Annotated in this window: 14 protein-coding genes and 1 pseudogene; 4 read left to right on the top strand and 11 right to left on the bottom strand. The window is 70.8% G+C overall.

Annotated features, from left to right (window positions below):
* From FREUN1FDRAFT_RS42495 to FREUN1FDRAFT_RS35285, 9 genes are all read right to left on the bottom strand, one after another.
* The coding region (locus tag FREUN1FDRAFT_RS42495) for a DNA-formamidopyrimidine glycosylase family protein (protein ID WP_304412163.1) at nt 1-134 on the bottom strand (134 nt) is incomplete at its 3' end.
* Between the two features lie 32 nt (nt 135-166).
* Nucleotides 167-1,012 (bottom strand): ribonuclease III, encoded by an 846-nt coding sequence (gene rnc / locus FREUN1FDRAFT_RS35320; RefSeq protein WP_006545184.1) that lies wholly within the window; start codon nt 1,010-1,012, stop codon nt 167-169.
* Nucleotides 1,009-1,995, bottom strand: a complete 987-nt coding sequence (locus FREUN1FDRAFT_RS35315) for a phosphate acyltransferase (protein WP_006545183.1) — start codon at nt 1,993-1,995, stop codon at nt 1,009-1,011. Before FREUN1FDRAFT_RS35315 ends, rnc begins: the two co-directional genes overlap by 4 nt.
* A 7-nt stretch (nt 1,996-2,002) precedes the next feature.
* On the bottom strand, nt 2,003-2,173 hold the full coding sequence (rpmF, locus tag FREUN1FDRAFT_RS35310) for a 50S ribosomal protein L32 (protein ID WP_006545182.1): 171 nt from the start codon (nt 2,171-2,173) through the stop codon (nt 2,003-2,005).
* On the bottom strand, nt 2,173-2,757 hold the full coding sequence (locus FREUN1FDRAFT_RS35305) for a DUF177 domain-containing protein (protein WP_006545181.1): 585 nt from the start codon (nt 2,755-2,757) through the stop codon (nt 2,173-2,175). Before FREUN1FDRAFT_RS35305 ends, rpmF begins: the two co-directional genes overlap by 1 nt.
* Nucleotides 2,758-3,073: 316 nt before the next feature.
* Nucleotides 3,074-3,802 carry a hypothetical protein gene (locus FREUN1FDRAFT_RS35300; RefSeq protein ID WP_006545180.1) on the bottom strand — a complete coding sequence of 243 codons (729 nt, stop codon included), beginning with the start codon at nt 3,800-3,802 and terminating at the stop codon, nt 3,074-3,076.
* A gap of 173 nt (nt 3,803-3,975) precedes the next feature.
* Nucleotides 3,976-4,464 (bottom strand): pantetheine-phosphate adenylyltransferase, encoded by a 489-nt coding sequence (coaD, locus tag FREUN1FDRAFT_RS35295; protein ID WP_006545179.1) that lies wholly within the window; start codon nt 4,462-4,464, stop codon nt 3,976-3,978.
* Nucleotides 4,461-5,018: a 16S rRNA (guanine(966)-N(2))-methyltransferase RsmD gene (gene rsmD / locus FREUN1FDRAFT_RS35290; RefSeq protein WP_006545178.1), complete on the bottom strand. Its 558-nt coding sequence runs from the start codon at nt 5,016-5,018 to the stop codon at nt 4,461-4,463. Before rsmD ends, coaD begins: the two co-directional genes overlap by 4 nt.
* Nucleotides 5,019-5,244: 226 nt before the next feature.
* Nucleotides 5,245-7,596 (bottom strand): ATP-dependent DNA helicase RecG, encoded by a 2,352-nt coding sequence (locus tag FREUN1FDRAFT_RS35285; protein WP_006545177.1) that lies wholly within the window; start codon nt 7,594-7,596, stop codon nt 5,245-5,247.
* Nucleotides 7,597-7,832: 236 nt separating this feature from the next.
* Here FREUN1FDRAFT_RS35285 and rpmB point away from each other — a divergent pair, with 236 nt between their 5' ends.
* Together rpmB and FREUN1FDRAFT_RS35275 are read left to right on the top strand one after the other, a co-directional pair.
* The gene (gene rpmB, locus FREUN1FDRAFT_RS35280) at nt 7,833-8,021 is read left to right on the top strand and encodes a 50S ribosomal protein L28 (RefSeq protein ID WP_006545176.1); all 189 of its coding nucleotides are present in this window, start codon (nt 7,833-7,835) and stop codon (nt 8,019-8,021) included.
* Nucleotides 8,022-8,252: 231 nt separating this feature from the next.
* Entirely contained in the window at nt 8,253-9,356 is a 1,104-nt protein-coding gene (locus tag FREUN1FDRAFT_RS35275; protein WP_035957172.1) for a D-alanine--D-alanine ligase family protein, read from the top strand.
* 151 nt (nt 9,357-9,507) lie between these two features.
* On the opposite strand, the gene FREUN1FDRAFT_RS35270 is transcribed toward FREUN1FDRAFT_RS35275, so the two are convergent.
* A complete protein-coding gene (locus FREUN1FDRAFT_RS35270) occupies nt 9,508-10,002 on the bottom strand; it encodes a DUF3515 family protein (protein ID WP_006545174.1) in 495 nt (164 codons plus the stop codon).
* Between the two features lie 74 nt (nt 10,003-10,076).
* Nucleotides 10,077-10,310: an Lrp/AsnC family transcriptional regulator gene (locus tag FREUN1FDRAFT_RS35265; RefSeq protein ID WP_006545173.1), complete on the bottom strand. Its 234-nt coding sequence runs from the start codon at nt 10,308-10,310 to the stop codon at nt 10,077-10,079.
* Nucleotides 10,311-10,520: 210 nt separating this feature from the next.
* Here FREUN1FDRAFT_RS35265 and thiD point away from each other — a divergent pair, with 210 nt between their 5' ends.
* Both thiD and FREUN1FDRAFT_RS35255 read left to right on the top strand, forming a co-directional pair.
* Nucleotides 10,521-11,381: a bifunctional hydroxymethylpyrimidine kinase/phosphomethylpyrimidine kinase gene (thiD, locus tag FREUN1FDRAFT_RS35260; protein WP_006545172.1), complete on the top strand. Its 861-nt coding sequence runs from the start codon at nt 10,521-10,523 to the stop codon at nt 11,379-11,381.
* A gap of 129 nt (nt 11,382-11,510) precedes the next feature.
* Nucleotides 11,511-11,720 (top strand): annotated as a pseudogene (locus FREUN1FDRAFT_RS35255) (UDP-N-acetylglucosamine 1-carboxyvinyltransferase); the annotation flags it as partial.

Below are 11,720 nucleotides of genomic sequence, written 5' to 3'. Positions count from 1 at the left end.
GCGAAGTCGTCAGGGCCGGCGGCATGGCGGCGAACCGCCCGCGGGTGATAGACCTCCACGCCGTCGATCACACGGCCGACCACACCCCGCTCCAGGCCGCGCCGGACGACCTCGACCTCGGGCAGCTCAGGCACAGCGGATCATTGGCAAACCCGGCGAAACCAGATCATCGTGCGTCGCCCGCACCGGCCGCCGGGTCGCGGCTGATAGCACCCTCCACAGCGGTACCGCCCGCGACGGCGCCTTCAGGGGCCGTCCCGTCTGCTTTGTCCGGCTGCGGCTCGCCGTCATCCGCGGCGGTGGCGCGCTTCTCCAGCATCGCGAAGGCCGTCGCCGCGGCACGCTGCTCGGCCTCCTTCTTGCTGCCGCCCTCGCCCTCACCCAACACCTCGCCGGCGACCCGCGCGAAGGCCGTGAACCGCTTGGCGTGATCAGGGCCGGCCTCGGTGACGACATAGTCCGGCGGGCCGAGACCCAGCAGCGCCGTCTGTTCCTGCAGGGACGTCTTCCAGTCCAGCCCGGCGCCCCGGCCGGCAGCCTCGTCCAGCAGCGGGTCGAAAAGTCGATGGACGAAGCCGGAGGCCACGTCAAGGCTGTTGGAGAGGTAGACGGCGCCGATCACCGCTTCCAGCGTGTCCGCGAGGATGCTCGGCTTGTCACGCCCGCCGGTTGCCTCCTCGCCCCGGCCGAGAAGCAGATACGGCCCGATGCCGGTCGGTCCGATGCGCCGCGCCACGTCGGCGAGGGCCCGCATGTTGACCACCGAGGCGCGCTGCTTGGCGAGCTGGCCCTCCGGGAGGTCGGGGTGGCGGCGGAAGAGCGCGGCCGTCACGATCAGGCCGAGCACCGCGTCGCCGAGGAACTCCAGCCGCTCGTTGGTGGGCAGGCCACCGTTCTCATAGGCGTACGACCGGTGTGTCAGCGCCCGATCCAGCAGTTCGGGATCGACGTCGACCTGCAGCGCCTCGACCAGCCCGTCCCGCGGCGGCGGAACCGACTGCACCCGACTCATCGAGACAGCCCCGCCAGCTCCCGGCGCCGCTCGACCAGCGTCGCCATGGCATCACGAACCGATCCGGCGAGCCCGCCGCGCACCGCGCCGGCCGCAGCACCCACCGCCGCGGACAGATCGCCTGCCCGCCCGGGGCCGGCCGCGCACGGCCTGACCACCTGGACGGCTGTACCGTCCACTCCCAGCACGATCATTCCCCCCTGAAGTTCCGAACCCACCGCCGGTGGTGAAGCCGGGTCCGACCCGACCCATGTCGACGCGGCACGCTGTCCCAGCGCGGCAAGCACGACATCGCCGGTGAAGCCGTCGGTCACGACGACGTCCACACCGGCCCCGGTGCGCAGCCTGTCGGCGGTCACCGGCCCGACGAAGTGCAGCCCGAGTGAGGAAAGCAGGTCACCCGCGGAGCGCCGGAGCTGGTCCTGCAACGCCGGGCGCGCCGACAGCAGGCCGACCCGAGGGCTGACGACTCCGTGGCAGGCTGTCGCGTACCGGGCGCCCGAAAGGGCGAACTGGGCGAGCTCGTCGGCGGTCACGTCCACCGAGCCGCCCGCGTCACACAGGACCACGGGAGAACTCACGGAACCGAGAACGGCCGCAGCGGCGGTTCGAGTCGCACCCCGGACCAGGCCGAGCGTGAACCTCGCCGCGGCCAGCACGGCCTCCAACGGAGCGACCGACACCATCGCGTCGGCCTGCCCGTCCCGCACCAGCCGCGCCGCGACCCGCACGCCGGAGTCACGCCGTGCCCGAACCTCGCTCAAGGCCTCCGGACCTGCCGCGACCCCGCGCGCCGCGTTGACCAACTGGCACCGCCCACCGGAAAGGACGCCACCCGCCGCGAGCGCGGACTCGACACTGGCCGTGGGCGCCACCACGGTCAACGTCAGCCGCGGATCAAGATCGAGCGCCGCCGCGAGTTCATCGAGGAGGTCCTCCGGTGGAAGGCCCTCCCCGATCAGATCGACAGCTACGCGTGCCACACCGTGGTCAGACGTCCAGAACCTGGCGATCGTTGTAGCGGCCGCAGGTCGGGCACATCGTGTGCGGACGGATGACGTGCCCGCGCGAGCACTTCGCGAGCGTCGGCACCTTGGCCTTCCACTGCGCGCGACGGGACCGGGTGTTGCTGCGCGAGGTGCGCCGCTTCGGGACGGCCACTAGTCCTTCTCCTTGTTCTCGGTGATAGCGGGATCCTGGGCGAGACCGGACAGCGCCGCCCATCTCGGGTCCTGCCGGGTGTGGGAATGGTCCGGACCGACCTCGTCAAGACGAGCGCCGCAGTCGACGCACAGGCCTGCGCAGTCCGGCCGGCACAGGGGTGACAGCGGAAGGCTGAGCACCACCGCGTCACGAACGACCGGCTCGATGTCGACATGATCCTCGACGAGGACGCAGGTGTCGCCCTCGTCCTCGGTCTCGACGGCCCGCTCGGGGTAGTAGAACAGCTCCCTGATGTCGACGGACGTCGTGTCCGTGACCTCCTCCAGGCAGCGGGCGCACTCCCCGGCCAACGGCGCGGTCACCACGCCGCTCACCAGGACCCCCTCCATGACCGACTCGAGCCGCAGGTCGAGCCGCACAGCGGCGCCCTCGGGCACGCGCAGAATCTCGGTGCCGAAGTCGGACGGCTGGACGATCGTGGTCTCGACACGACGAAGTGAACCCGGCCTACGGCCGAGCTCACGGGTGTCGAGCACATAGGGACCCCGGGGGGCGCGCCGACGGGCTCGTTGTGTGGTCATGGCGGTCACAGCAGATGTTCTCACGTCACGGTCGTTACGGGACTGACCTGGGGGCGGGAGGCCGATCGTACCGATACCGACCGAACTGCCTCGGATCAACCGGCACAGAGATCACCCACCCTGATCCTCCCGACCGCTGACGCAGGCCAGCGAGAGCGGACCGGCTGAACGCCGGCCTGCCCGACCCGGGATGAAGCGACCCAGGCCCGGTCGGAAGTACGCACCCATGTCACTGGGCACGGACTACCAGCGTATCCGATCGCGCCCACTCCCCCCGATCGGCGCTCCGGCACCGTGGGGCAGGCAGCCCGGAAGGTCAGGCCGAGGTCAGACGAACATGACCGGTCATGCCACCGCGGGCCACCGGGACACCGGCCCAACGCTCGGCTCCGGAGGCGAAGGCGGCGCCCGGGCCGCCATAGGACATCCGGGAGAGCCCTGACGGCTCGCCGCCCTCGCCGTCGACGACGTCGCCAGCCATCGGCCGTTCCGCCTCGTCGGCTGCCGCACCCGCGTGAACCGCACCTGCGTGGACGGGGACCGCACCGGCCGGGGCCGGGCGGCCGGGCGCACCGACGGCCGCCGCGGTCGCGACCGCGCCTCGCGACGCGAGCCGCTCCCGGCCTCGGGCCACCGACGCCAGGGTGCGGTCGAGCAGCTCCTCGAAACCGGCCAGCTTCCCGTCGACATACGAGTCGATCTGGCTGCGCATGTCATCCGAGGCCTGACGGGCGGCAGCCATGATCGCCGCGGCGTCGGACTCAGCCCGCACGACCACGGCACTGCCCGAGGCCAGCCGCGCGCCCTCCCGGCGGCCGTCGGCGACTATCGCCGCGGCCCGTCGATGCGCGTCGTCGATGATCGCCTCGCTCTCCAGCAGGACCCGGTCGGCGTCAGCCAACCGCTCGGGCAGCCGCGCCCGAAGATCCTCCAGAGCCTCCAGCAGCTCGGCCCGGTTGAGCACGCAGGACGCCGACAGCGGCATCGCCCGCGCCCCCTCGACCAAGACGATGATCAGATCGAGGCGCTCAGCGAGATCATCCATGAGCGGTAGGTTACGGCCAGCCGACGAATCACCCAGTAGCGACACTCCGCTAACGCACACGGTCAGACCACGATGCCCCAGAAGTCCTACTTCGACGTGGGGTGGCGGCTCGGTGTCATCTGGTGACGAGGCTCGCGGGCCCGCGTAGGCGCAGACCCGCGAGCGGAACACAGCTACAGGCCGGAACGGTCCCGCAGACCCTTGAGCACGACGTCGGGAACCAGCCCGGAGACGTCGCCGCCGTACCGCGCCACCTCCTTGACCAGGCTCGACGAAAGGAACGCGTACTGCGGATTGGTGCTCATGAACAGCGTCTCCACACCCGCCAACGAATTGTTCATCTGCGCCATCTGAAGCTCGTAGTCGAAGTCACTCACCGCACGCAGGCCCTTGACGATCGACTGGATGCCGTGCACTCGGCAGAAGTCGACGAGCAGGCCGTGCGACGATTCCACGATCACATTGGTCGGTGCGGCGGGATGCGCGCCGACCGCCTCCCGGATGAGATCCATCCGCTCATCGACCGTGAACAGGTTGACCTTCGACTTGTTGATCGAAACGGCGACGACGACCTCGTCGAAGAGCCGGCTGGCTCTCACGATGATGTCGAGGTGACCGTTGGTGATGGGGTCGAACGATCCGGGACAGGCTGCCCTCCTCATGATCGATTACCGTACCAGAGGACCCCCTCTCCGTACCTGCGCTCACGGAGCGCCACAAACCCGTCAGGCCAGGCCACAGGCCCACCCCGGGCAGCTCGTTCGACCACGCAGACACCCCCCTGCGCCACCCAGCCACCGCTCGCCAGCCGGCCGAGCACGACGCCCAGCTCGGCATCGGTCAGGGCGTAGGGCGGGTCGAGAAAAACCACGTCGTAGGGAGCAGGCGGCGGCACCTCCACCACCCGGGCGACCGCGGCACGCACCACCTCGGCCCCGGGCAGGCCCAGTGCCTCGACATTGCGGCGCAGGATGCGGGCGGCGCCCGCGTCACGATCGACCAACAGGGCATGTGCGGCGCCACGGGACAACGCCTCCAGGCCGACCGCACCAGAACCCGCGTACAGGTCCGCCACCCGGGCGCCGGCCAGATCGACCAGCGTGGCGAGGGTGTTGAACAGGCCCTCTCTCGCCCGGTCGGAGGTCGGCCTGGTGCCGGCGCCCGGTGGCACCTCGAGGCGACGCCCTCCGGCACTGCCGCCCACGATCCGCGTCATTGAACCTTTTCCATCGTCGATGTTCGTGAAGCAGAATCCCGGGCTCCGGGCTGCCTCTGCCGCCGAGCAGGATCTGAGGGCTCTGGTCGCTACAACGACCAAAACCCTCGGATTTTCGAGCTGTGGGTCCGGGCTTCCGCCGCTGCCGTGAAAGATCTGAGGATCGTGATCGCCAGAACGGCCCAGATCCTCAGATCTTCGAGCTGTGGAAAAGGTTCATCGATGATCAGCCCTTTTCCAGGAAGGCGGCGCTGGTCTCGTCCAGGGCGTCCGCAAGCAGGCGGCGCAGCGCGGGCAGCGACTGCAGCTCGGGATCCGCCGCGACGATGGCCCCGGCCTCCTCGCGCGCCGACCGGATGAGGTCCTCGTCCCGCAGCAGCTCGAGCAGCCGCAGGGAGCGCCGACCACCCGACTGGGCCGCGCCCAGCACGTCACCCTCCCGCCGCTGGGCCAGGTCGAGCAGCGCCAGCTCGGCGCCGTCCGAGGTGGAGGCGACAGCCCGCAATCGCTCGGCGGCCGGTGCCGTGGCGTCGACGCAGGTCTGGAGCAGGCAGATGCCCGGAGCACTGCCCCGCCCCACCCGGCCGCGGAGCTGGTGCAGCTGGGACACGCCGAACCAGTCGGAATCAAGAATGATCATCACGGTGGCGTTCGGTACGTCCACACCGACCTCGATCACCGTCGTCGCGACGAGAACATCGACCTCACCTGCGGCAAAGCGGGTCATCACATCGTCCCGGGCCGCCGCGGGCATCCGCCCGTGCAGGCCCTCGACCCGCAGCCCGGCGAGCTCATCCGCCACCAGCCGGGGCAGTGTCTGCGCGACCGTGGCGCCGACCCGCTCACCACCGTCACGCGGCCCCTGGCCACCCGGCTGAGCCGACTCAACCGGCTCCGGAGGCGCCGGCTCCTCCGTTCCCGCCGGATCCCCGGCGCCCGCCGTGCCCTCACCGACCCGAGGACACACCACGTACGCCTGGTGCCCTGCGGCGACCTCCTCCCGCAGCCGCCCCCACATCCGGCTCATCAGCACGGTGTTCACCGCCGGCACCACGAACGTGGAGATCGGCGAACGCCCGGACGGAAGCTGGTTCAGGACGGAGACCTCAAGGTCGCCGAAGACGGTCATCGCGACGGTTCGCGGGATCGGGGTCGCCGTCATGACCAGCAGGTGCGGTGGGCGCCGGCCGCGGGAACGAAGCTCGTCACGCTGCTCGACGCCGAACCGGTGCTGCTCGTCGACCACGACCAGCGCGAGGTCGTGGAAGGTGACGCCCGCACCCAGCAGCGCGTGCGTGCCGACGACGAGACCGACGCTCCCGTCGGCGATCGCGGCAAGCGTGTCCCGCCGGGCCCGCGCGGGCATCGACCCGGTGAGCAGCGCAACCCGCGTCGCCGGGCCACTCACCCCGAGCTCGCCGGCCCGGGCCTGGTCACCGAGCAGCCTGAGCAGGCTCCGGTGGTGCTGGGCCGCGAGAGTCTCGGTAGGGGCCAGCAGAACCGCCTGACCGCCCGAATCGACCGCGAGCAGCATCGCCCGGACCGCCACCACCGTCTTGCCGGAACCGACCTCCCCCTGCAGAAGGCGGTGCATCGGGACGGCCTTCGCCAGCTCCGCGGCGATGGTCTCGCTGACCTCCCGCTGGCCGTCGGTGAGGGCGAAGGGCAGGCTCGCGTCGAACGCGTCGAGCAGCCCGCCGGCGCGGCCGGGCCGGGGCTGGGTGGCGACCAGCTCCACCCGCCGCCGCCGCTGGGCCAGCGCTGTCTGGACGACCAGGGCCTCGTCCCACTTGAGCCGGGTGCGGGCGACGGCGACGTCGCCGCGGGTGCCGGGCCGATGGATGAGCTGGTAGGCACGCGCCAGGCCCACCAGCCGGTGCCGGGATCGGACGGACTCCGGCAGCGGATCGGTCAGCGCACCGAGCGAGTCGAGGACAAGCCGCAGGCAACGGGCGATCTTCCAGCTGGTGAGCTTCGCCGTGGCCGGATAGATCGGGACCAGCGCGCCGGCGAAGTCGGCCACCGCCGAGGCCTGGTCGCCGCGCTCACCCGCGACATCATCGCCACCAACACCCACGCCGAGCTCGCCGAGCTGGCCACCAGCCACGCCGAGCCGGCCATCGCCCGCGTCGTCGTCGGGGTCCGGGCCGTCGATCATGTGCACTTCCGGGTGGATCAGCTGACGGCGGCCGCGGAACTCGGCGACCTTGCCGGCGAACAACGCCGTGGTACCGGGCGTGAGTGCCTTCGCACGCCACTGCTGATTGAAGAAGACGAGGGAGAGCTCACCTCGGCCGTCGGTAACGGTGATCTCCGTGCGGCCGCTCTCGCGCCGGCGGTTGCTGGTGTTCCAGTCCGCCCGGGGCTTGTGCTTCACCACCTTCGTCACCCGCGCCTGGACCGTGGCGATCTCACCGACCACAAGACCGTCCAGGTCGGTGAGCTCCCCGCGCTCGTGATAGCGCCGCGGCAGATGGTTCAACAGGTCGCCGACGGTCGCCAGGTCGAGTTCGTCCGCGAGCAGCGACGCGTGTTTCGCGCCCAACACACTCTTGAGCGGCGTGTCCAGATCGAGCACACCTCAGATAGTGCACCGCGCCACCGACACTCTCGGCTGCCGACAGCTCACGGGGACGCCGACGCCTGGACGCAGACCCACCCCACGGAACGCCGCGGCAGGCACCCACCTGCTCCAGGCGCCCGGCCTGCGCGGCCCACGGCGACCCGGAACGGCGCGGCTAGGGTAGCCTCACAGTCGACTACAGGCTAGAGCGGTCGGTGACTCCCGGCCATCGTGATTGACGGAGTGTTCTCGTGTCTTCGGTGTGTGACGTCTGCGGCAAGGGGCCGGGCTTCGGCATGTCGGTCTCCCACTCCCACCGGCGCACCCGCCGTCGCTGGAACCCCAACATCCAGACCGTTCGTGCGATGGTCGGCCGCACCCCCAAGCGGCTCAACGTCTGCACCTCGTGCCTGAAGGCGGGCAAGGTCACCCGCGGCTGACCGTAGCCGAACTCCGACGGGCGCGCGTCACGGCGCGCGACCGTCCGGTTCCGATCGCGGACCGCGGCCGAGCATCTTGGTGGATCACGGCTGCTTCCGGTGACGGATCGCGGCTGGGCTGGCACAGGCCAGCTCGCCGGCCCGGCACGGATCTCGCCCGGCATGATGCGGGCCGCGGGTACCCCCGGGGTCCTTCGTGCGATGCCGGATGGCATCCGTTACTGTCCCGGCATGGGAGCCTCCACTCGCAGGGTTCGACTCGTCCTGCTGTTCGGCGGGCGTAGCACCGAGCACGCCATCTCGTGTGTGTCGGCCGGCGGAGTCCTGCGGGCTCTGGACCGGTCCCGTTATGACGTGATTCCAGTCGGCATCGACCCCGAGGGCCGCTGGGTGGTGCTGCCCGAGGACAGTCCCGTCCTCACCGCCGTCAGCGCGGACCTGCCCACCGTGAACGCGGCGGACGGCATCGAGGTCACGCTCACGCCGGATCCGACCAAGCCCCGGCTGCTCGTGTCCGACCCGTCCTCGCCGCTGCGCGATCTGGGGACCGTCGACGTCGTCTTCCCCCTCCTGCACGGCCCGTTCGGGGAGGACGGCACCATCCAGGGCCTGCTGGACATGAGCGGCCTGCCCTATGTCGGTTCCGGCGTGTTCGCCAGCGCCACCGCGATGGACAAGCAGCACATGAAGCGCATCCTGGCCGCCAGCGGGCTGCCCGTCGGCCCCTACACGGTCGTGCGGCCCGGGCAGACGCTCTCGGAGACCGAACGCGAGCTGCTCGGGCTGCCGGTCTTCGTCAAGCCCGCACGCGGCGGCTCCAGTATCGGCATCAGCCGGGTGGACGCCTGGGCGGATCTCGACACCGCGTTCAAGGCCGCCCGGTCCAGTGATCCCAAGGTGCTCGTGGAGGCGGCGATCGTCGGCCGCGAGATCGAGTGCGGTGTGCTCGACCGCCTCGACGGCTCCGGGCCCGAGGCCAGCGTGCCCGCCGAGATCACCGTGACGTCGTCCGCGGGTTTCTACGACTTCGAGGCCAAGTACGTCTCCGACGGGGCTCGCCTCGACGTGCCGGCCCAGCTGCCCCACGAGCTCACCGAACGGGTGCGTGCCACGGCGACGGCTGCCTACGAGGCCCTCGACTGCGCCGGCCTGGCCCGTGTCGACATGTTCGTCACGCCCGCGGGCGACATCGTTCTCAACGAGGTCAACACCATGCCCGGGTTCACCTCGACCTCGATGTTCCCGCAGGTGTGGGCGGCCAGCGGTCTCGACTTCGCCGCCCTCACCGACCGCCTCGTCCAGCTGGCCCTGCGCGACGGCGTAGGGCTGCGCTGACACGTCGGTGCTGACCGGCACGACGGTGCCCCCTCAGCACGACGGTGCTGCTTGGCAGGTGCCAGTCAGCACGACGGTGCTGCTTGGTCGGTGCAGTCAGCACGACGGGGCTGGTTGGCACGCCTCGTGCCGATCGTGACCGCCGCTCCGGCTACCCCTCAGTGCCCGCGGTGGGCCGGGTGTGCTCCCGCACGGATGGCGCCAGCGCGACGAGGACCTCGAAGGCCTGTTGGTCCGCCGGCAGTGTCAGCACCACCTGGGGGGTCCTGGTCGGCGTCGAGTACCTGGTCCGGTCACCGAGGGCCTCGGTGAACCAGCCGACCTCGTCGATCGCGGAAAGCACCGTGGTTGGCTGGTAGCTGGCCGCGACACCTGTTGCACCACAGGTGAGAACGGCATCCGGTTTCGCTCCGTAGGCGGCCGCGTTGGCGACGGGAGGCTTTACCTCCCGACGATCCATGCCTGCGCCGAGCGAATCGGGCAGCGCCGCGATCAGCGCGGCGCAGGCCGCCCGGTCTCCGACCGCCGGGGTCGGTGCCCCGGTGATCGAAACCGGGCCGGGACCACCGCAGGAAACGAACACCGCCCCGGCGACGACGAGTGGACCGGCGAGGCGGAACAGACGAAGCCGCGGCCTCCCTGTCACGCGCTCTCCTCCGGCCCCACGGGCCCGGGGAACCCTGATGACGGGGCAGTCTCGCTGCCCTGGGGAGCCTGCCCTCAGAAGTGGACCACCGGACATGTCAGCGTTCGGGTGATGCCGTCCACCGACTGGACCCGGGACATCACCAGCTTGCCGAGGTCGTCTACGCTCGACGCCTGCGCGCGGACGATGACGTCGTACGGACCGGTGACATCCTCGGCCTGGGTGACCCCCGGGATCTGCTCGATCTCCTTGGCCACCGCCGCCGATTTGCCGACCTCAGTCTGGATAAGGATATACGCGTGTACCACAGACGCTCCCTCGTCGGACGTCGACAGCCCGTCGAGCAGACACGGGCTGACAGAAGGTAACAGGCAAACGGGCCGGATGAGAGGGTCTGAGGCGAGGAATTTGCTCTGATCGCCCGACTGGCGCGGAGGAACCGCACTCCACGGGCGGCGAACTCGGCCGTTCCAGGCCTCTTACGCCCGCTTTGGCCCTCACTGTGAGGATCCCCACGCATGACCCCAGCAGTACCGCCGGATGCCGCCCCGCCGCGGGTGCTGACCATCGCCGGCTCCGATTCCGGCGGCGGCGCCGGCATCCAGGCGGACCTGAAGACGATGCTCGCACTCGGTGTGCACGGCATGAGCGCCGTTGTGTCGGTCACCGCACAGAACTCGGTCGGCGTGCACGGCGTCTGGGACCTCCCTCCCGAAGCGGTCCGGGCGCAGATCCGCGCCGTCACCGAGGACATCGGCCTGGACGCGGTCAAGACGGGGATGCTCTCCTCCGCCGCACTCGTCGAGACCGTGGCGCAGGAGCTGGCGACGATGTCCGTGCCGAGCGTCGTCGACCCGGTCGGAGTCTCCAAGCACGGCAACCCACTGCTGGCCACCGACGCGGTGGACGTCCTGCGTCGCGAGCTGCTGCCCCGCGCCACCATCGTCACCCCGAACCTGGACGAGGCGCGACTGCTGACCGGCGTCGACGTCGTCGACGAGACGGGCCTGCGCCGCGCCGCCGACGCCCTGCTGGCCCTCGGGCCCACCTGGGTGCTCGTCAAGGGCGGCCACCTGCCGGGCGACGCGGTCGATCTGCTCACCGACGGCTCAGCCAGCTACGAGCTGCGTTCTCCTCGCCTGCCCCGCATCCACACGCATGGCACCGGCTGCACTCTCGCCTCGGCGATCGCGGCCCGGCTGGCCTGCGGTGATGACGTACCCTCCGCGGTCAGGGCCGCCAAGACCTACGTGACCGGGGCGCTCGCCGCGGGCTTCCCCCTCGGCGCGGGCATCGGCCCGGTGGATCACGCCTACCTGACCCGGCGGCCGGCCCAGGCCCCCGGTCCCACCCGCGAGACCGACCCGGCGGGGCCGTGAGGCCAATGGCGTCGTCTGATTGAATCTCCCCGACTCGAAATACCAGGTGCACAGCAGAGCGCGACGCACCATGAGATGTGACGAACCTTGCATTCTGGCACATCCGACCCATCGCCGTGGAGGCACCTCGTGAGGGAAACCGGTTCCGGTCTGACCACTCCCGCGGGTTCGGGCGACAGCACCCTTTCCGGCCCCGGTACGGCTGCCGGCCCCGGCGCGGCTGCCGGCAGGCACCCCTTCCCGGACCCGCACTGGTACACGATCGCCGGCGGCGCACCGCTCACCGGCTCCGTCGAGGTCTCCGGAGCCAAGAACTCGGTCACCAAGCTCCTCGTCGCC

This window comes from Parafrankia sp. EUN1f, assembly GCF_000177675.1.
In the GTDB taxonomy this organism is placed as follows: Bacteria; Actinomycetota; Actinomycetes; order Frankiales; family Frankiaceae; genus Parafrankia.
This window is presented reverse-complemented; position numbering and strand designations above follow the sequence as displayed.

Excerpts from the sequence above, each read along its gene's own strand:
- coaD (WP_006545179.1), bottom strand. The coding sequence starts at position 4,464 with ATGAGGAGGGCAGCCTGTCCCGGATCGTTCGACCCCATCACCAACGGT.
- rsmD (WP_006545178.1), bottom strand. The coding sequence starts at position 5,018 with ATGACGCGGATCGTGGGCGGCAGTGCCGGAGGGCGTCGCCTCGAGGTG.
- FREUN1FDRAFT_RS35305 (WP_006545181.1), bottom strand. The coding sequence starts at position 2,757 with ATGACCACACAACGAGCCCGTCGGCGCGCCCCCCGGGGTCCCTATGTG.
- FREUN1FDRAFT_RS35275 (WP_035957172.1), top strand. The coding sequence starts at position 8,253 with ATGGGAGCCTCCACTCGCAGGGTTCGACTCGTCCTGCTGTTCGGCGGG.
- FREUN1FDRAFT_RS35300 (WP_006545180.1), bottom strand. The coding sequence starts at position 3,802 with ATGGATGATCTCGCTGAGCGCCTCGATCTGATCATCGTCTTGGTCGAG.
- thiD (WP_006545172.1), top strand. The coding sequence starts at position 10,521 with ATGACCCCAGCAGTACCGCCGGATGCCGCCCCGCCGCGGGTGCTGACC.
- rnc (WP_006545184.1), bottom strand. The coding sequence starts at position 1,012 with ATGAGTCGGGTGCAGTCGGTTCCGCCGCCGCGGGACGGGCTGGTCGAG.